Origin of the sequence: Niveispirillum sp. (genome assembly GCF_052437035.1) — a bacterium.
In the GTDB taxonomy this organism is placed as follows: Bacteria; Pseudomonadota; Alphaproteobacteria; order Azospirillales; family Azospirillaceae; genus Niveispirillum.
In genome coordinates, this window is the sequence record NZ_JBQVOH010000002.1 from 231,688 (window position 1) to 250,972 (window position 19,285).

Here is a 19,285-nt window from a genome sequence, read left to right on the forward strand (position 1 = left end):
TTCCCCTCCCGATGAAAACACCAAAGAAAGCGCAAGGAGTGGAAAATGGCGATCAATCTCTCCAAGGGCGGCAACATCTCCCTCAGCAAGGAGGAGCCGGGTCTCAGGAAGATTCTCGTCGGTCTCGGCTGGGACGAGCGTTCGACAGACGGCGCGGGCTTCGACCTCGATGCTTCCGCATTTCTTTTGGCTGGGAGCGGCAAAGTCCGCTCCGACGCGGATTTCATCTTCTATAACCAGTTGAAAAGCCCCTGCGGTGCGGTCGAGCATACTGGCGACAACAAGACGGGCGCCGGCGAAGGCGACGACGAGTCCCTCCGGGTCGATCTGGCGCGTGTTCCTGAATCCGTGGTGAAGATCCCGGTTGCCGTCACCATCCATGATGCGCAGGCCCGACGGCAGAATTTTGGCATGATCCAATCGGCCTTCATTCGGGTCGTCAATGAGGAGACCGGGCGTGAGATCGCTCGTTATGACCTGACTGAGGACATGTCCACCGAGACCGCGATGATTTTCGGCGAACTCTATCGCCATGGCGGCGATTGGAAGTTCCGCGCCGTGGGCCAGGGTTTCGCCGGTGGCTTGGGGCCCCTTGCAACCAGCTATGGCGTGAATATCGGCTGATGCCAAGCCTGGAACATGTGTTTTGAAACTCAGCCGACGCCGATCAACAGCGGTCGACGGCCTGCAACGGAAAGGTTCTGCGAAGATGCCCGTCTCTCTCTCCAAAGGTGGCAATGTTTCCCTGAGCAAGGAGGCCCCAGGCCTGGCGGCAATTCTGGTCGGCCTGGGCTGGGATGCCCGGGCGACGGATGGTGCTGCTTTCGACCTGGATGCTTCTGTATTCCTGCTCAATGAAACGGGGAAAGTCCGTTCGGACGCTGATTTCGTTTTTTATAACAACAAGATCGGTGGCAATGGCTCGGTCGAGCATACCGGTGACAACCGGACCGGTGCCGGTGATGGCGACGATGAGTCCGTGAAGATCGACCTGACCAAGGTTCCGGTAGACGTGACCAAGGTCGCCTTCTCCGTCACCATCCACGAGGCGGATACCCGCCGGCAGAATTTCGGCATGGTCAGCAAAGCCTATATCCGTGTGGTCAACCAGGCAGGCGGCACCGAGATTGCCCGCTATGACCTGTCCGAGGATTCATCGACCGAAACGGCGATGATCTTCGGTGAACTCTATCGCCACAACAGCGAATGGAAATTCAAGGCCATCGGCCAGGGCTTCGCCGGCGGCCTGGGTCCCCTCGCCGTCAATTACGGCGTGAATATCGGCTGATACTGGCAGGCCGTGGCTCACCCGCCAGGGCCTTGTACTGAATGAGAGCATGGATGGTCCGGCGGTGTTCAAGGATGGCAGCAAGGAGCCTCCTTCCGCCGGTTCCTTGCTCAGCAAGCTGTTCGGGGACGGCAAGTCTGCCCAGGCGACACGTACGCGAACGTCTGACACGCCTTCCGACCGTCGTGAATTGTACCAGTTTCGGTATCCACAACATGGCTCCGCTGATCCGGAGCGTTGCGAGGGAGAAGCCAATGCGTCGCCTGCCCGTCTATTTGCTGATAGACGTGTCGGGTTCCCTGACCGGGGAACCGATAGAGGCCATCAAGAATGGCCTTCATGTCCTTTTATCCACGCTCCGCCAGGATCCACAAGCGCTGGAGACGGCCTATCTCAGTGTCATCACCTATGGCCGGGAAGTGCGGCAGGTGGTGCCGCTTACGGAAATCTCGGCCATCAACCTGCCGCAGATCGCCGCCGATGGCATAACGCCGATGGGTGCCGCCCTGGGCTTGCTGGCTGAACGCATCGAAGCCGAGGTCGAGAAGACCACGCCGACCTCCAAGGGCGACTGGAAGCCCATCGTCTTCATTATGACCGATGGCAAGCCCACCGACGATTGGCGGGCCGGATTGGCACGGTTCCGCACGGTCAAGGTGGGCAATGTCATCGCCTGTGCGGCGGGCGCGGATGCCGACACCTCGGTGTTGCGCGAGATTACGGAGTCCGTCATTTCGCTGGAGACGGCGGACAAGGGCACCATTTCGGCATTCTTCAAATGGGTGTCGGCCTCCATCTCCGTCTCCAGCCAGCGCATCGAGACAGGTGGAGGCGAAGGGAGCAGCCTGAAGGACCTGCCGCCGCCGCCGCCCGAAATCAATACCGTCTTCTGATCCGGCTGGCATGGCTTGAACAGTACCGCCGGTTACCGGCTTCCGGAGAGCGGCAAGGACGGCATCGATCAGGACAGATCCAATGCCGTCCTGGTGCTTTGCGCCGGTCGGATGATGCGACGCTGGGGAGGTGGGAATGAGAAGGTTGCCGGTCTACCTGCTGCTTGACACGTCGGGCTCGATGCGGGGAGAGCCGATCCAGGCCGTGAATGTGGGCCTGCGCGCGATGATCAGCGCCCTGCGCCAGGACCCGCACGCACTGGAGTCCGTTTGGGTCTCCATCATCACCTTCAACCGGAGCGCGGACGTGCTGATGCCGTTGACGCCCGTTGATCTGCTCCAGTTGCCGGATATCGTCGCACCGGAAAGCGGGGTGACCCACATGGGCTTGGGCATGGAGACGCTGATCGAGCAGGTGCGACATGAGGTGACCCGCAACAGCGCGGACAGGAAGGGCGACTGGGCGCCGTTGCTGTTCGTCATGACCGATGGCAGTCCCTCCGACATTGCCGCGTACCAGGACGCCATCCCTGTCGTGAAGGGGCTTGGGTTCGGCAATATCGTCGGGTGCGCGGCGGGACCGAAGGCGAAATTGTCCTATCTGCTGGAGCTGACGCCCACGGTGGTGTCGTTGGACACCATGGACAGCGCCTCCTTCGGCCAGTTCTTCAGCTGGGTTTCAGCCGCCGTGGCCAGGGGCAACCGCAGCCAGGGTCTGTCAGCCGCCGTGGACCTGCCGCCCCCGCCGCCTGAACTTCAGGTTGTTACCTGATCCAGTTACAGCCAGGAGAAATGAGATGAGGCGCCTTCCAATCTTCTTCCTGCTCGATGTCTCAGAATCCATGGTGGGCGAGAAGCTTGCCAAGCTCGAAGAAGGACTGTCCCTGGTGGTGCGTGAGCTTCGCTCCGATCCGCATGCCCTTGAAACCGTGTATCTGAGCGTCGTCGCCTTTGCCGGCGCGGCGCGCACCGTGACCCAGTTGACCGAGCTTGGCGAGTTCAACGCGCCGGAGCTGCCACTGGGCGGCGGGACGGCGCTGGGGAGGGCGCTGGACCATCTGATGCGCGAGATGGACCGCACCGTCGCCAGGTCGACGCCGGACCGCAAGGGCGATTGGCAGCCGCTGGTCTTCCTGATGACGGATGGCAAACCCACAGACGATCCCGGTCAAGCCATCCTGCGCTGGAACGCGGGATGGGGGCGCAAGGCCTCCATGGTTGCCATCTCCATCGGTGCCGACGCGGATCTAGCGGCGCTGGTCCGGCTGACCGGGAACGTGCTGGCCTTCGAATCCGCGCAGGCCGCCGACATCACCAAGGTGGTGAAATGGATATCGCAATCCATCCAGAGCCGTAGCAGGTCTGTCGGTACCGAAGGGCCACCTCCGATGGAGGGCATCACCGATGCGGGCATGCGGCGCGTCAGCCTGGCCAAGGATGGGGAGGTACCGGCGCCGAAGGTGGATGATCGCCATGCCGTCATTATCGGCCAATGTGCCACACGCAAGTTGCCCTACCTGATGAAGTTCGACCGCGGCGAGCATGACATCGGCATTCGCGACCACAAGCTGGGCCAACTGTTCCATGCTGACCGCTACATGCTGGCCGATGTCTATCCGTTGCGCAAATCGTTCTTCGAGATGTCCGGTCCGGATGGCGGCACGCCGACCATCGATGCAAACCTGCTGGTCGGTTCGCCACCGTGCCCGCACTGCGTCGCGAAGATCGGCTTTGCGATCTGCTCTTGCGGTGGTGCGCATTGCATCGAAGGGCCGGGAGAGCGGACCTGTCCCTGGTGCGGCAAGTTGGGAAGCTACGCCATCGCCCAGGCGGATGATGAGATCACGGTGAACCGGGGCAAGGGTTGACGTCCAAATGACGCACGCGAACGAAAAACTGGAGATGCTGCGGAGGTTGCTCCATCGCCTGGCCACCGACGGCAGTGTGCAGGCTGAGGTGGATGAACAACTTCTTCGTTTGGTGGCCGAAGGGGCGAAAGGCGAAGAACTTGCCCGGACGCTCATCATTGCTCAGGCGGCAGTGATCGCGATGGCGGCGGATTCGGGTGGGGCGGTGCTTCCGGCCGCCGACCGCGAGGCCTCGCCTCCCGTGGACGGCGATCCGCCTCCGGAGGATGCCGGCGCGGACGGGGACCAGGACGGGCACGATCCCAGGCCGACGCCCCTGGCCGTAGTGCCGCGCCCGGTGCAGCCCGTTTCGGCGAACGCGGCCCCAAGGGTTTCGAAGACATCCTTCATCGATGCCCTGCCCGAATTCTCGACCGATGGCCCGTCGCCACGCTCTGCCCGATCACCGGAGTCCGTGCCACCGGCGTCCGGCATCCGGTACCAGCCTGCTGCTCCCCAGGGGGCGGCCCCTCCGCCGCCCGCACCACCCGTCCCTCCACCCCCGTCATCCTCCATGGCCCCATCGCCAGGATTGCCCGCCCTGGCGCAAAGATCGCCGGTATCACCGCCAATGCCCGCCTTCCGCATGTCGCTTCCCGTGGCGAAGGCGGGCGAGCCATACAAGGCGAAGGTTCCCCTGCCGCCATCCGTGCCAGAGCCTGCGCGCAGCTTCATGCTTTCAGGGGTGGAAGCGATCGGACTGTCGTTCGATGCGGCCAGCCGTACGCTGAGTGGCACGCCGACGGTGGCCGGAGACCATGAGTTTCCGGCCGGCGCCGTTGAAGACAGGATACCGTCCAGGCGGCATAACTGGATCTGCTCGCTCACCGTCATCGCGGACCCGAAATCGCTGTGGAAGGACCTTCCCAGCGACAGGGCGGCCTTGCATTGGAAGGATGACGAGGCCGTGCTTCTGGAGCAGGCCGGCGATCACCGCATCATCGGTGCCAGCAAGCGCGGGCGAAGCCATGCCAATGTGGGCAGTTTCCGCGACGATGATCTGCTGGCCGAATACACCGCTTCCGGCTGGAGCATCCTGGCAGTGGCCGATGGCGCGGGCAGCGCCCCCCTGTCCAGACGCGGTTCCCAGATCGCCTGCCGGACCGCGTGTGAGAGGCTGCGCGTCCTCATCGACGAACATCTCGCTGCCGGGGTGGAGACCCTGATCTGTGCCTGGCATGCCGGCGGGGAAGGGGAGGCCGCCCTCAGGAGCAGGCTTTATCACTGCCTGATCGGGGCCGCCTTCGAGGCTTGGCATGGTATCAGGAAGGAAGCGGAGGAAGCGGGCCGCCCGGCGCGCGAATATGCGACCACCCTGATCCTCGCCTTGCACCGCAAGACGGAAGCGGGGCATTTCGCGGCCTGCTTCGCCATCGGCGATGGCGGCGCCGGGATGCTCGACCTTGCGAACGGTCGCCTTGTGCCGCTGACCACGCCGGACAGTGGCGAGTATGCGGGGCAGACACGTTTCCTGGACGGGTCTGAATTCCTCACTGTCGACGCGGCCAAGAACAACATGGCCCGCATCCACATGGGCCTGGTGAACGAGCTCACGGGTCTGGTGCTGATGACCGATGGCGTCACCGATCCGATGTTCGAGACAGATGAACGCCTGGCCGCTTTCGAAGTCTGGAAAGGCTTCTGGGAAGGGCAAGTCGCCCCGGCGATCTCCGGTGGGAATCCGGACGGGGGCCTGCTGGCGTGGCTGGATTTCTGGTCCCGCGGCAACCATGACGACCGCACCATCCTGGTGCTGCGCTAAGGAAACGACCATGACGGTCATCAAGCTCACCTCACAGGACGGCAAGCCGGTTGAATTCGTCCCGACCTTGATCGGCCAAGGCGGCATGAAGGACGTGTATTTCAGTCCCGACCGTACCTATGTCGTCGCCTTCTACCGCGACAAGCTGGACCATGCCTCCAACGAGCGCCTGCAGGCCATCGTCGGTTCGTTTCGCGACGGCATCTTCAACCGGGCCGGTGGCGACTACTGGCAGAACCTGTTCCGGTGGCCCACCGGTATCGTTGAATGGGGGGGGAGAACAGGCATCACCGTCCCGACCTACCAGTCGCACTTCTTCTTCGAGCATGGCTCGAAGAACGATGACATGCTGAAGATCAAGGGCAGGGAGAAGGAGGGAAAGTGGTTCTCCTCGGCGTCGAACCGCAACTCGTTCCTGGATCCGCGTGAACTGGGCACGTGGCTCTCGTATTTCCGCATCTGCATCTTGATCAGCCGGGCAGTCAGGCGGCTGCATGCCGCGGGCCTCGCGCATTCCGACCTCAGCTACAAGAACGTTTTGGTGGATCCGGCGGGCCGCAATGCCTGCATCATCGATATCGATGGCTTGGTCGTGCCTGGCAAATATCCGCCGGATGTGGTGGGCACGCCCGATTTCATCGCACCAGAAGTGATGGCGACCTCACGCCTGGCGAAGGCCGATCCGAAGCGTTTCCTGCCATCCATCACTACCGACCGGCATGCGCTGGCCGTGCTGATCTACATGTACCTGCTCTACCGTCATCCCTTGCGCGGCGGCAAGGTTCACGATCAGGATCCCGCCCGCGACGAGGAACTCGGCATGGGTGAGCGCGCCCTGTTCGTGGAGCATCCGACCGATGCTTCCAACCGGATCCGCCTCGATCAGGTGAAGAAGTCGGCGCTGCCCTGGGCGGATGCGGCGCGATTGCCGTTTACCCTGACCGGGCCACTGCTGGCGCCCTTGTTCAAACGCGCCTTCATCGACGGCCTGCATACCCCATCCGCCCGGCCGACCGCCGATGACTGGGAATTTGCCCTGGTCCGTACCGTCGATCTGATGCAGCCCTGCCAAAATCACACCTGCCAGGCCAAATGGTACGTATTCGACAACACGGTGAAGCCGACCTGTCCATTCTGCGGTACGGCCTACAGGGGGCTTCTTCCCGTCCTCAATCTCTATTCCTCGCGCAAGGCGGGCACCTATACGCCCGACAATCACAGGGTCATGGTCTATGACGGCCAAAGCCTGTTCCCGTGGCACGTCAACCGGAACGTCTTTCCGAACGAGAAACTGTCGGGCGATCAGACGCGGCGCGTCGGCTATTTCCGGCTTCATCAAGGCATCTGGTACCTGGTGAACGAACGGCTGCCGGACATGAAGGATCTGACGACCGGCAAGGCCGTCCCGCCCAACAGCCATGTGGACCTTGTCGAGGGTAAGCGGCTTCTGCTCTCGACGGAGGAAGGCGGCCGCGTCATCCAGGTCCAAATGGTCGTCGGCTGATGCGGCTCTGCGATGGAGTGGCTAGCCTGACGGCTTCGTCCAAGGCACTGGATTTCGTGCAGGGGAAAAGCTGGTGGCTGGGCGCGCGAGGGCTACGGCATATTCTTTTTCTTCACCGTCCATTTCGGATCTTTGCAGAGCGTGCAGTCGGTGCCGGTAAAGGTGGCGCTGGCCTTGTCGATATTTTTCAGGTGCCAGTTCAGCCAGTCGATGACGGCTGAACCCATCGCGCCGCCGCCTGCCTCTCGCCAGGTGCCGCCATGCCCGACATCCAGGTTGCCATTGAAGACGGGCAGGCCTTGAATGGCGTCGAAATCGGTCTCCGCGCTTTTATAAGCCTGATCCTTCGGGCCGCCGATCAGGTAAAGCACCGGGGTGTGGAGCTTGAGCAGGTCGGGTTCGGTGGCGGGCACGACACCGGCGGGCTGCCGGATCGTACCATCGGGGTTGGGGATACCCCCCCGGATAATGCCACTGTTCAGGACGACCACGGTTGACACCCGTTTGTCCCCGCCCGCCGCAATGGCCTGAAGCCCCCCGCAGCTCTGTCCCATCACGGCGATCTTCCTTGTATCGAGACGACCAAAATAGGGGCTGCCTTTCCGGTCATTCTCGGCAATCGCCCAGTCGATCGAACGGAACATCTGGTCGGTATTGTTCTGTGTGCGCGGAAGGTCCCGCATGCTGGCACCGGATTCCAGCGCCTGATTGATGGGACCGCCCGCCAGCACCAGATAGCCCTGCGCGGCAAGCTCGGTCAGGAATGTCTTGAAGGCGTTGCCGATATCGGCACAGCCGCCATTGCCCCAGGCGATGATGGGCAACTTGCCTTTCACTGCCGACAGATTTGCGGGGCGATACAATGTGTGTGCCGGCAGGCCGACATCCGCCTCCATCACTGCTGCGGGATTGGGGGGAGCCGCCGGCACCGGCGCCGTCTGCGCCATGGCTGTCAGCGGCAGCGACAATGCGAAGAAAGCCGCAGTGAGGGACATACGCTTTGTCATGATCGGTGCTCCCGTCAGAAGGACTTGCTGAGCTGGAAGCTCACGATCCGGCCAAAGACATTGGCGCCCTGCGGGTCAAAGGCATTGCCGTTGGCCGACAGGACGATGGGTGGATTGCGGTCCATCAGATTGCGGACATTGAAGGAGGCGCGCAGACCATCCCCCCAGCTGCCAAGTTCCGAGAACTCATAGCCCATCATCAGGTCAAACGTGACCCAGGCGGGCACCTTCTCGACCGGCAGGGTGACGCCGTTCACCGTAATGGGAATGTTGTTGGTATAGGAGCCGACATAATTGAGGGCCGGGGCCACCGTGTACGGGCCCATATTCCAGGTAATGCCCGCCCGCCCGCGCTCGCTGATCGGTTGGTTCATCACGTCCAGGGCGTTGGTATAGCTGCCGGTGCTGGTCAGCTGCAGGTCATTGTTCAGGATCTTGGTGCCGCTCAGGCTGAGCATCCAGTTGCTGTCGCCCGTCTCGAACCGGTAGTTAAGCGTGATATCAATCCCGTCCTGCTTCACCGCTGCCGCATTGGCATTGCGCGTGTCGGTGATCGCCTGGGAGGAACAGAAATTGCTCTGATCGATGGTAGCCACCGAGGGCCGGCTGAGCGCGACAAGATAGGCGGAATTGTAAGTGGCGGGATTGCCATTGACGCAGGTCGATGGCTGCGGTGCCACCGTGATATAGGGTGCGAACAGGGCCCGGTTGGTCGCGCTGGCCAGGAAGGTCGCGCCGAAGCCCTGCAAACCGATGATCTGATTGGAGTATTTGACGTTGTAATAGGTGGCCGACGCCCGCAGGCCGCGCAGCCATTCCGGCTCGTAATCGAAGCCGAGGGAATAGCTGGTGGCCTTCTCCGGCGTCAGGTTGTTGTTGCTGCCAGTGACATTCACGACATTGCTGGTGCCTGCGGCTGTGTTTCCGGGCGGAAGGGCGCTGTCGCGTGCGGCATTCGCGATAGTTTCCAACCTTACGCGGCTGAATACTTCAGGATTGCTTTCGATCAGGTTGGGCGCGCGGAACGACCGGCCCCAGACACCACGCAGCTTGACCCCGTCCGCGACACCCCAATTGACGCCGAATTTCGGGTTCGTGGTGGTGCCGACGTCAGAATAGCGTTCCGTCCGGACGGCCACGTTGAAATCCAGGCTCTGCATAAGCGGAACGCCGGCCTCCGACCCGACCAGCGGCAGGTAGACCTCGGCATAGGCGGCGCGGATATTGCGGTCGGCATCGGCCAGGGGCACGTCGGAGGATGCCTGAACACCGATCGCGCTGCGCCACTGGGTCAGTTCCAGGTAGCTGGCGCCAACGGCGGCCTTCACGGTGCCGGCCGGCAACTCGAACAGGGGGCCGTCGAACCGCAGCGTGTATTCCTTCAATGTCGATTTATTGCGGTCGAATGCGGATGGCAGGATGGTGCGCAGCACATCCTGCGATGCCGGGGCGGAACTGAACGGATTGTAGGTGCCATTGTCCAATGCGCGCTGCAGCGCTGTGGCGCTGACATTGTTGTTCAGCTCATCAATACAGTTGGCGCAGTTCTTGTTGCGCGAATAGTTGGCGATGAACTGGGCGGCCCAGTCATGGGTCAGGTCGGCGCGCAGATTGCCGCTGAACTGGGTCTGCTCATCGGTGATGCTGGTCTCACCAACCCCGATATCCTTGTAAAGCGAGAAGACCACCGTCTGCCGCGCGCCCGGTGCCACGCCCGGTACGCCTTGAACATAGTATGGGCTGGTGGCGGGCAGGGTGCGTACGCCGGATTGCGGATAGCTGTACAGCGTGCTGTCGCGCTTATTGTAGAAGGCCAGCACATTGGCCGTCAGCCAGGGTGTGATCTCCTGCCGGGCCGTCATGGAGACCTGGTTCTTCACGGTCTTCGGCAGGTAGGATGTGTAATCCGCCTGATCGGCCAGGTTGGGCTGGTTCAGCAGAAGCTGGCCCGCCGTGATGCCCGTACCGCTGGACCCGACGGGAATGCCGTAATAGTCGAAGCGGCCCGCTGTCGGCAGGGTGGGATTGTTGGTGCTTCTGGGAACCACGATGTTGCCCGGTGTGCCGGCGGTGGCATTGTTGGTGCGGATGCGGGTATCCGGTCCGCCCAGCGGCCGCAGATCCTGGCGCAGATAGGGGCTTTCGCCCTGCATCATCATGCCCCGCACATCATGGTCGAAGGCGACCACGATATTGCCGCTGTCCCAGGCATGACCGCCGATGATGCTGCCGCCCGATTGCTCATAGCCATCGGTGAAGGTATGGCGGCCCGTAACCTCGACACCTTTGAAGTTCTTGCGCGTCACATAATTGATGACGCCCGCCACCGCATCGGAACCATAAATGGCAGAGGCGCCATCGGTCATGACGTCGATCCGCTCAATGGCGGCGACGGGCAACTGATCGGCCTCGGTAAAGGAGAAGACGTTGCCAGACGGGGCGACACGGTTACCATCGATCAGCAGCAAGGTGGCGTTGCTGCCCAGGCCACGGATATTCACCGACCGGCCACGCTGGATATTGCCCCCGGCATTCTGGCCCACCCGCGGCGCATCATCAAAGCCCAGGCCCTGAAGCTGTGGCAGTTCGCGCACGACATCGACGGGTGAGTTGCGACCGGTTGCGGCCAGGTCTTCACGCGAAACAGTGACGGTAGAGGCGCCGACGGCTGCAATCCCACGGATGCTGGTGCCGATGACGACGACTTCTTCGATTTCCTGGGCGCTTTCGATGGGTGTGCTGGCCGGGGCCTGATCTGCCTTGGTGGCGGGCTGCTGCTGACGGGCAGGGGTTTTGACCACCTCCTGCGCCATGGTGGGCGCCCCGGCCATCGCGATCAAGGCCAGGCTGATCGCACTTCCGGCAAGCAGACGCACTTCACCCTTGGTTGTTGGCTTACGCATCGTCACCTCCCTGGGATTGGCCCGGATACTGCGTCATACGGGCTTATTTTGTTATAAGACATACCATAGTCGTCAGGTCATGCAAGCGCTTTCATTTCCAAATTGCCATGGTCTGAAGGCACCAAAACGGCCCTGGATCAGACGGCTGACGGTCGCTTTGACAGCAGCAGGAACAACGTGCCGCCCATCAGTACGCTGACCGCACTTCCAATGAGGAAAGGCACGAAACTGGGCGACACGCCCAGCAGAAGCGACAGGATCGGTCCGCCGGCGGCACCCGCCGCCACGATGCCCGCGGTGATCAGGCCGAAGACCGTGCTGTAGACATCGCGGGGGAACCAGCCGGCCGCCAGATAGGCCCCGATATCCTGTTCCGCACCTTGGCTAAGGCCCATCAGTCCCACGGCCAGGATGAAGGGCCAGAGGCCGTCGGGCTGCAACGCGATCAGGGCAAAGCCCAGACCCGGCAACCCCATGCCAAGGGCGGCCACGATATGTGTGGGGAACCGGTCAAGGGCCAGACCACAGGCGAACCGTCCCGCAATCACACCGATGGCGTAGAGCGAGATCAACCATGCCGCCTCGGCGGAGCCGATGCCGAGGCTGACCAGCATGGGCTTGAACTGATAGCCTGTGACAATGGACGGCAGGTTGCACAGGAACATGCCGCCCAGGATTGCCCAGGCAGCGGGTGACCGCAGCACCAGACCGTAAGCCTTAGCCGTTCCCGTGCGGGCGGCACGGCTGGTGACATTGCCGGCCCCTTCCGAGGGCAGCAGGACAAGCGCCAGCAGACCCAGCAGGGCAGTGACGGCGGCCAGGGCCAAGTAGCCGCTACGCCAGCCATGGTCGGCGATGATGCGCGTCAGGATCGGCGACAGCACGGCCCCGACAACCGGCGCCCCCGATGCGGCAATGGCCAGTGCCAGACCGCGCGCGGCAGAGAAACGCGCCACCACCACGCGGGTATACACGGTGGCCGATGTCGTGGCGCCGACGAACATCACAACCCCGAATATTGCGTAATATTCCAGGATGTTGCCACCCATCCGGCTGAACGCGGCATAGCATAGGGGCAGGAGGATGACCCCCGCCGTCGCCACCCGCCGTGCGCCGAAAGTGTCGGCCAGCCGCCCCGCGATCAGCACCCCGACCATGGCCAGCACAAGGCCAAGGCTGGTCAGGGCGAACTGGGCGCCCGTCCATCCGAACTCCTGTCCCAGGGCCGGAACAAACAGGCTGGCCACAAAGCTGGTGAGGCTGATCCCGGCGCCTAGGCCGAAGGCAGCGGCGGTGACCGGGCGCCAGTTCAGGCGGAATTCGCCAAGATAGGCCATCGTTTCTCCTCCCAGAACCGGTAAGCCCGGCCTTCGATTATTGTTTTTATGATATGTTGCATAACTTACCCGATTGCCCGTTCAGGTCATCACCCGAATAAGGGGTCACACAAAACGCAGCGGCACCTTCAAGGCCCCGATCTCTGGAAAGCGCGTCGGTACAATGGGGCCGTCTACGGTGAAGCCCTTTGTCCGGGCCAGCAACTCATCCAGGGCGATGGACAGTTCCAGCCGGCCCAGGGCGGCCCCGACGCAGCTATGCGTGCCGCGCCCGAATGCCAGCGACTCCTTTATGTTTGGTCGGTCCAGCCGGAATGTCTCCGGCTCTGCAAACACGTCGGCGTCGCGGTTGGCCGAGGCATAGACCAGGGCGATCGGTTCCCCGGCGGGGATGGTCCGTCCCCGGATCGTCACGTCCTGGGTGGCGGTCCGGGCAAAGCCACGATAAGGCGTATAAAGACGCAGGAACTCATCGGTCGCTGCCGGCACCTTGTCCCGGTTGGCCCGCAGATAGGATTGCAGATCAGGGTGGCGGGACAGATGCACCGCCATGGAACCGACCATCACCGTCGGCGCGATGATGCCGACGACAAGAACCTGCCGGATGCAGCCCACAATCATCTCTTCCGGCAAGGGTTCCCCATCCACCCGAACGGCCAGAAGGGCGCTTGTCGCATCCTCTGTCGGGTCCTGGGGATTGGCCTTTCGGTCGGCGACGATGGCGCATGCCATATCATAGAGCAGCAGGCTTGTTTCCTTGGTTTCGTCCATGTCGGCGGACTGGACCGCGACATTGTAGCGGCGGCCAAGGTCGGCCAACTCGTCCACCTGATCGGGGGGAAGGTTCATCCAGTTCGCAAAGACCAGAACCGGCATCCGGGACGAAAACTCGGCACAGATATCGCCATGCCCTTTGGCAATCAGCGGGTCCAGCAATTCCCCGCAGATGCGGCGGATCATCGGCTCCAGCTTCTGGAGGCGCCGTTCGGTGAGCAGCGGCGCCAGGGCACGGCGATAGGGCGTGTGTTCCGGTGGGTCCAGGTGCAGGGGCGGGCGGCGTCCCGTGAACGCCACCTTGGGCACCACGTTCTGCTTGGATGTGATGAAGGTTGCGCTGTCCGCTGCCGCCGCCGCGACATCGGCATGTTTCATCAGGGCCCAGAAACCGCCCCAGGCGTCACTATGCGCGACGGGGCACTGTTCACGGAGCCGGCGATAATCCGCGTGCGGACTGTCGAAATCCTCCGGCAGGAGGGGGTCGAAATCGGAAGGCACGGACTTTGTCCCCTTGATTTAACAGCAATGCAAGCGCTTACAAAGAATAGCGGCAGACTTCCGCGGACGCTAGGGTCATCGCATGAGCATGAATGAAAAAAAGATCGCGCGGCTTGATGATGTGGCCCGGCTTGCCGGTGTCTCTACCGCCACCGTCTCCCGGTACATCAACGCGCCCGACGTGGTGGCGGAGGCAACCGCGGAGCGTATCCGGCAGGCGATTGAGCGTACCGGCTATATTCCGAACCTGCTGGCGGGCGGTCTGGCGTCGCGCCGCAGCCGGCTTGTCGCCTTGCTGGTGCCGGACATTACCCATTCGATTTACAATCTCACCATCGAGGCAATGTCCGACGCCCTGTCCGATGACGGCTATGTCGTCATGTTGGGCCTGACGGGCGCTGACGATGCCCGCGCGCCTGCCCTGATTGAGGCGGCGCTGGCCCGGCGTGCCGATGGCATCATCCTGACGGGCAGCGTGGCCGATCCGCGCTTGCGGGCCCGGCTTGAACGGGATGACGCAACGGTGATCGAAACCTGGAACCTGCCTGACCGTTCCATCGACGCGGCGGTGGGCTTTTCCCATACGGAGGTGGGCCAGGCTGTGGCAAGGTTTGTACGGCAGCGTGGATATCGGTACCCGTTCCTGCTGACGGCTGACAGTCCCCGGGCAAAGGCGCGGCGAAATGGGTTCATTGCCGACTGGATTGCTGCAACGGGAGCATCGCCGGGTGATGCCGTGTTGGCCAGCCCTACACGTTTCGGCATGGGCCGCACTGCCTTCGCGCAGCTTCGCGCCAATACCCCGGCGCCGGACGTCGTGATTTGCAGCTCGGACTGGTTGGCCCATGGGCTGATCGCGGAAGCACAGTCGGCAGGCCTTCGGGTGCCCGACGATCTGGCTGTCGTCGGCTTCGGAAACCTGCCCTTCGCGGCGGAGATGCAGCCTGCCCTGACCACGGTCAGGATTGATGGCGCCCGTATCGGTCGGGAAGCGGTGGCGATCCTGCGCCGCCGCGCAACAGGTGCGGCCCGCAAGCCAGAGGATGCCGTGCGGGTCGATGTCGGTTTCGAAATCGTCGTCGGCGCCAGCGCTTGATCCGAACGGCCCCTACACGATCTTGAAAACCCGGATGATGACGGCATCGTTCCGTCCCGGAACGGGTGCCAGGGTGCCGGTGAATATGGCTTCGTTCAGCCACTGGTGCGGGCCGTTCGGGGCCTCGAACCAGGGGGTCGTGCGGGCATAATCCTTGCCAGCCACGCCCTTGTTCACGATGTGGATGATGGCCCCATCGTCTGCCTGCAACCAGTAACTGGCCTCCACGACGGTGAACCCGTCCGGGCGCTGCAACTGCCAATCCTCGCCCGATGGCAGGATGGTTCCCCGGATACGCGGCCCGGCAAAGGTGCCGCCCGTGATGGGGATGCGGACACGCCGGCCATACGGGCTATCGCCGACCTCCTGAACCGGCCCCAGTGTCACCAGTGACTCATAGACAAATTCGGTCTTCGGCAGGTCGGCTGGCCCGGGCCTTGTTTGCGCCTGTGCCACACCCGCAACGGCCAGGGCCGGCAGGACGGTCAGCAGGGCACGGCGATCATGGTGCATGTTCGTCCCTATCTTCATCGTCTCGTGGAAAAAGAAGCCCCGCCACGCCGGTTGTCCGGATGGCGGGGCCAAGGGAGAGATCAGAAGCTGGCCCCGACCCGCACGCCCATCGTGCGACCGGGATTGTAGGTGGCGGTGGTCGAACTCCAGACGACGCCGACGGCGTTGGCTACGCGCTCATCCTCCAGATTGTTCACGAAGGCGTTGATGTAGAAGCGCTGATCCGGGCTGTCCCAGCGCAGATTGACGTCCGTCTTGGTATAGCCGTCGCTGATGCCCTGGATATAGTTGGCGCTGTCGGCATAGGTCTTGGACTGCACATAGAAATCGATGGCGGGGGTCAGGGTGCTGCCGCCGGCCAGATCGAAAATATGCTCATAGCCCACCCGCGCGCTCCAGCGCGGGGCGTTGGCCAACCGGTTGCCCGAGAAATCCGCCACGGCGCTGGGGATCGTGGCATATCCCAGGATGGGGGCGAAGATATTGTACATGACGTCGGCACTGTTCATGTTGTCCGACGCGTTGGGGAAGGATGTGTACTTGCCATCCAGGAAGGAAACATAGGCCGACAGCCGGTCATTGCGGGTCGGCCTGAACAGCGTCTCAAGTTCCACCCCCTTGATCTTGGCCTTGGCGGCATTGGTGGTGACGGCTGTCGGCCCGCTGGCCGTGCCGATGATGCTGGAGACCTGCAGGTCCTTGTAATCCATGTTGAAAAGGGTGGCTGACACAAACAACTTGCGATCCAGCAGGTTGCCGCGCAGCCCCGCTTCGTAGTTCGTCACCGTTTCCGGCTTGTAGCCCGTATAGGGGGCGGGGTTGGTGCTGGCTTGCAGGCCGCCGGCGCGATAGCCGGTGCTGACCGTGGCATAGCCCATCACCTCCTCGGTGATGTCATAGTCCAGGCCGGCCTTCCAACTGATCTTGCTGAACTTTTCCGATGCGCGGTTGCGGTCGTCGGAATAGCCGAGGCCGCCGGCGGGGCAGGTGGCGTTATTGATGTTCTGGCGTGTGACGGTGCCACCGAAGCAGACCAGTTCCTCCTGCCCACCATGGACCGTGTCCCAGGTGGATCGGATACCCGCCAGCAGCCGGAACCGGTCGGTCAGCCGCAATGTCCCCTGGGCGAAGATGGCCGTCGATTCACTGCCCCAGTCGCCGTAGGTGTTCACGACATCGACGGCATTGATGGTGGAGATCTGCTTGCCGGTGCCCGCGAACAGGGGGCCGAAGGCGTTGAAGACGCTGCCAAACGGGGCTGGGGCCGTATTGCCCGCATGCAGCAGGCGCTGTCCCGACGGCTTGTCATCCCAATAATAGTAGGCGCCACCGACCAGCGAGAGTTTGTCACTCTCATAGTTGATGTCGATCTCGTGCGAGCTGGATTCCTGGCGGAGGTCCAGATACTCCATGGAGAAGACGCCGGTGCTGGCTTCCAGGCCGTCATTCTTCAGGACGGAGAAACCGCCGATATAGGTTGCCGTGACGGCGTCCGACATTTCCCAGGTCAGGCGTGTGCGGGCGGCGTAGTCCTGGATATCCTTCCGGTTTTCCTTGACGTTCCAGATGCCGGGATTGGGCTCGTGGGTCTTGATGATTTCCACGGGGCCGAAGCTGCCTGTCCGCAGGTTGGCATTGGGGTAGTAATTGTAGCTGGACAGGAACAGGAAGGGGGTCGTCCCCTCATCCTCGCCATAGTTCAGCGACAGGCGCCAGGTGACGGTGTCGCTGAGGTTCCACAGCGATGTGAGGCGCAGCGCCGTCTGGTCCGTCTTGTCGAACCGCTCCGGCGCCGCCAGCCGGGCATAGCGCCCGTCATTGACGCGGCGAAAGCCGGAAACGCGGATGGCCAGATCATCATTGACAGGCAGGTCGGCGTTCAGACGGACCTGCAGGTCCTGGTGCGTGCCATATTGCACGTCACCCGCGACAGCCATGTCGCGTCCCGGATCGGCTGTGTTGATATTGACCACGCCGGCGGTCGCGTTGCGGCCATGGACGGTGCCCTGCGGACCGCGCAGCACCTCGATGGCGGCAATGTCGAACATGCCCAGCGTCAGGGTGGTGGGGAAGGGGGCGTAAATGCCATCGATCTGCGTCGCGACCGTTGAATAGCCGCTGAAGCCGTTATTACTGCCGATGCCACGCATGGCAAAGCCGTTCTGGCTGAATTGCAAGTTGGGCACCGTGGTGATCAGGTCATCGGCGGCGGTGATGTTCTGCCGGTCCAGCGCATCGGCACCCAGGACCGAAATGGCGACGGGCGCCTTGGCCAGGGTTTCTTTGACCTTCTGGGCCGTCACGATGATTTCGGCCAGCACATCGTCACCGGATTCGGCGGCCATGGCCGCGGGTGCCACCAGCAGGGCGCTGGTGGACAGCAGCAAGGCGGCCCTGGCGGCATTCCATGATCGTTTCATGTTCCCTTCCCCTCTTCATTGTTTATGGCCTGTCGGCCCGTTGTTCTGCGTTCGGTGAAATCAAGGCCAGAAGCCCCCGTTCCCGCACCAGGGGGGGGCGGGTTGATACTGACGGGGTGCTTGCATGGTGAGCTATTTCAACAGGATGGCGGCGGCGGCTTCGGCCATGGCGCGGTAGCCCGCGTCGGACGGGTGCAGCTTGTCGCCGCTGTCGAAAGCGGCTTTGATCGTTTGCGGATTGGCCGGATCGCGCAGCGCGGCATCGAAATCGATGACGCTGTCAAACTCCCCGCTTTCGCGTATCCAGCGGTTCAGTTCCTGCCGCACCAACTCTTTCACGGGCGTGGCATAGCCGGGAAATGTTGAGCCCAGGAACGGTGTCAGGGTGGCGCCATGGATCTTCACGCCCCGCACCTTGGCCCGCGCGATCAGTTGCCGGTACCCGGCGATAAGATCGGCTGCCGTGACCTCCGGATGGGCGCCGGGGCCGCGCGGGTTGGGCAATCCGCTGAGCCCCAGATCGTTGATCCCTTCCAGCAGCACGACATCCGTGACGCCCGGTACCGACAGGGCATCACGGTCGAACCGCGCCAGGGCCGCTTCACCAACCTCGTTGCGCAGGACACGGTTGCCGCCGATACCAGCGTTGGCGACAGCCACCTGTGTAAGGCCGCGCTGGCGCAAAATCGTGGCGAACTGATCGGGCCAACCCCGCATCATCGGGTCCTGGGCACCGGCCCCATCGGTGATGGAATCCCCGAAGGTGACGATGGTGCGCGCATCCTTTGCCGACCGGACAAGGATCGCCGACACGATTTCCCGCCCTGTCACCACCTGCGCACCGTTCAGCGTGCCGGCACCCGTCCGGTCGGCGCCGGTCAGCACCTCCGTGACATGCAGGGGATCGGCTTGTGGCACGGCCACGCCATCGGGCAGGTACAAGGTGACGTAAAGGATGGCCCCGGCCTTGACCGGCACGGTGACGGGGTCGCTCAACAGCGGTGTACCCGCCGGCATGCGGACCGATGCGGCCCCGCCAAATGCCAGCGGCTTCATCGACGCCGTGTCGATCCGCCCCGATGCATCGGCCAGCGCGATTGTGGCGGCGCCGATCCGCACATCCCGGCCCAGCGTCTCGGCAGACAGGCGGACGCGCACGGCGTCCCCTTCCGCGCTGACCCGCATCTTGTAACGAACCGTGCCCTGGATTTCCGCAGGTGGCCGCCAGAAATCAAAGGGCAGCTTCTCAACCGCCAGGGAAGGGCTGGACGCCCAGCTCTGCACCCAGTTTCCATCGGGTGCCGCCATGGCGGCCATGGCCGGCAGCAGCGCAAGCGCGGACGCGGCCAGCCATCGTTTGAGATTACGAGATTTCATGCT

Annotated in this window: 15 protein-coding genes; 8 read left to right on the plus strand and 7 right to left on the minus strand. The window is 63.0% G+C overall.

The window, feature by feature from the left end:
* Nucleotides 1–45: 45 nt before the first annotated feature.
* The 7 genes from ACT6Q8_RS06285 (at nt 46) to ACT6Q8_RS06315 (ending at nt 7,354) form a co-directional block, all read left to right on the plus strand.
* Nucleotides 46–624 carry a TerD family protein gene (locus ACT6Q8_RS06285; protein ID WP_444734903.1) on the plus strand — a complete coding sequence of 193 codons (579 nt, stop codon included), beginning with the start codon at nt 46–48 and terminating at the stop codon, nt 622–624.
* A 22-nt stretch (nt 625–646) separates the two neighbouring features.
* Nucleotides 647–1,288: a TerD family protein gene (locus tag ACT6Q8_RS06290; protein WP_444734904.1), complete on the plus strand. Its 642-nt coding sequence runs from the start codon at nt 647–649 to the stop codon at nt 1,286–1,288.
* Between the two features lie 254 nt (nt 1,289–1,542).
* Nucleotides 1,543–2,181, plus strand: a complete 639-nt coding sequence (locus tag ACT6Q8_RS06295) for a vWA domain-containing protein (protein ID WP_054167868.1) — start codon at nt 1,543–1,545, stop codon at nt 2,179–2,181.
* A gap of 136 nt (nt 2,182–2,317) precedes the next feature.
* Nucleotides 2,318–2,953, plus strand: a complete 636-nt coding sequence (locus ACT6Q8_RS06300) for a vWA domain-containing protein (protein ID WP_054167867.1) — start codon at nt 2,318–2,320, stop codon at nt 2,951–2,953.
* 25 nt (nt 2,954–2,978) lie between these two features.
* A complete protein-coding gene (locus tag ACT6Q8_RS06305; RefSeq protein WP_444734905.1) occupies nt 2,979–4,049 on the plus strand; it encodes a TerY-C metal binding domain-containing protein in 1,071 nt (356 codons plus the stop codon).
* 7 nt (nt 4,050–4,056) lie between these two features.
* Nucleotides 4,057–5,850, plus strand: a complete 1,794-nt coding sequence (locus ACT6Q8_RS06310) for a protein phosphatase 2C domain-containing protein (RefSeq protein ID WP_444734906.1) — start codon at nt 4,057–4,059, stop codon at nt 5,848–5,850.
* A 10-nt stretch (nt 5,851–5,860) separates the two neighbouring features.
* Complete coding sequence (locus ACT6Q8_RS06315) at nt 5,861–7,354, plus strand: helix-hairpin-helix domain-containing protein (protein ID WP_444734907.1); 1,494 nt, start codon at nt 5,861–5,863, stop codon at nt 7,352–7,354.
* A gap of 92 nt (nt 7,355–7,446) precedes the next feature.
* Here the strand turns inward: ACT6Q8_RS06315 and ACT6Q8_RS06320 are convergent, their stop codons facing one another.
* The 4 genes from ACT6Q8_RS06320 to ACT6Q8_RS06335 all read right to left on the minus strand — a co-directional run bounded on the left by ACT6Q8_RS06320 (nt 7,447) and on the right by ACT6Q8_RS06335 (nt 13,876).
* Nucleotides 7,447–8,361: an alpha/beta hydrolase family protein gene (locus tag ACT6Q8_RS06320; protein ID WP_444734908.1), complete on the minus strand. Its 915-nt coding sequence runs from the start codon at nt 8,359–8,361 to the stop codon at nt 7,447–7,449.
* Between the two features lie 14 nt (nt 8,362–8,375).
* A complete protein-coding gene (locus ACT6Q8_RS06325) occupies nt 8,376–11,264 on the minus strand; it encodes a TonB-dependent receptor plug domain-containing protein (RefSeq protein ID WP_444734909.1) in 2,889 nt (962 codons plus the stop codon).
* Nucleotides 11,265–11,401: 137 nt separating this feature from the next.
* On the minus strand, nt 11,402–12,601 hold the full coding sequence (locus ACT6Q8_RS06330) for an MFS transporter (RefSeq protein WP_054167861.1): 1,200 nt from the start codon (nt 12,599–12,601) through the stop codon (nt 11,402–11,404).
* Between the two features lie 105 nt (nt 12,602–12,706).
* Nucleotides 12,707–13,876, minus strand: a complete 1,170-nt coding sequence (locus tag ACT6Q8_RS06335; RefSeq protein ID WP_156344571.1) for a cytochrome P450 — start codon at nt 13,874–13,876, stop codon at nt 12,707–12,709.
* An 82-nt stretch (nt 13,877–13,958) separates the two neighbouring features.
* Here ACT6Q8_RS06335 and ACT6Q8_RS06340 point away from each other — a divergent pair, with 82 nt between their 5' ends.
* Nucleotides 13,959–14,972: a LacI family DNA-binding transcriptional regulator gene (locus ACT6Q8_RS06340; RefSeq protein ID WP_444734910.1), complete on the plus strand. Its 1,014-nt coding sequence runs from the start codon at nt 13,959–13,961 to the stop codon at nt 14,970–14,972.
* Between the two features lie 12 nt (nt 14,973–14,984).
* Here ACT6Q8_RS06340 and ACT6Q8_RS06345 read toward each other — a convergent pair whose 3' ends face one another.
* The 3 genes from ACT6Q8_RS06345 to ACT6Q8_RS06355 form a co-directional block, all read right to left on the minus strand.
* Nucleotides 14,985–15,485, minus strand: coding sequence for a DUF3237 family protein (locus tag ACT6Q8_RS06345; protein WP_054167858.1), 501 nt, complete (start codon nt 15,483–15,485; stop codon nt 14,985–14,987).
* Between the two features lie 80 nt (nt 15,486–15,565).
* The gene (locus tag ACT6Q8_RS06350; RefSeq protein WP_444734911.1) at nt 15,566–17,905 is read right to left on the minus strand and encodes a TonB-dependent receptor; all 2,340 of its coding nucleotides are present in this window, start codon (nt 17,903–17,905) and stop codon (nt 15,566–15,568) included.
* 132 nt (nt 17,906–18,037) lie between these two features.
* Complete coding sequence (locus ACT6Q8_RS06355) at nt 18,038–19,282, minus strand: SGNH/GDSL hydrolase family protein (RefSeq protein WP_444734912.1); 1,245 nt, start codon at nt 19,280–19,282, stop codon at nt 18,038–18,040.
* Nucleotides 19,283–19,285 lie beyond the last annotated feature (3 nt).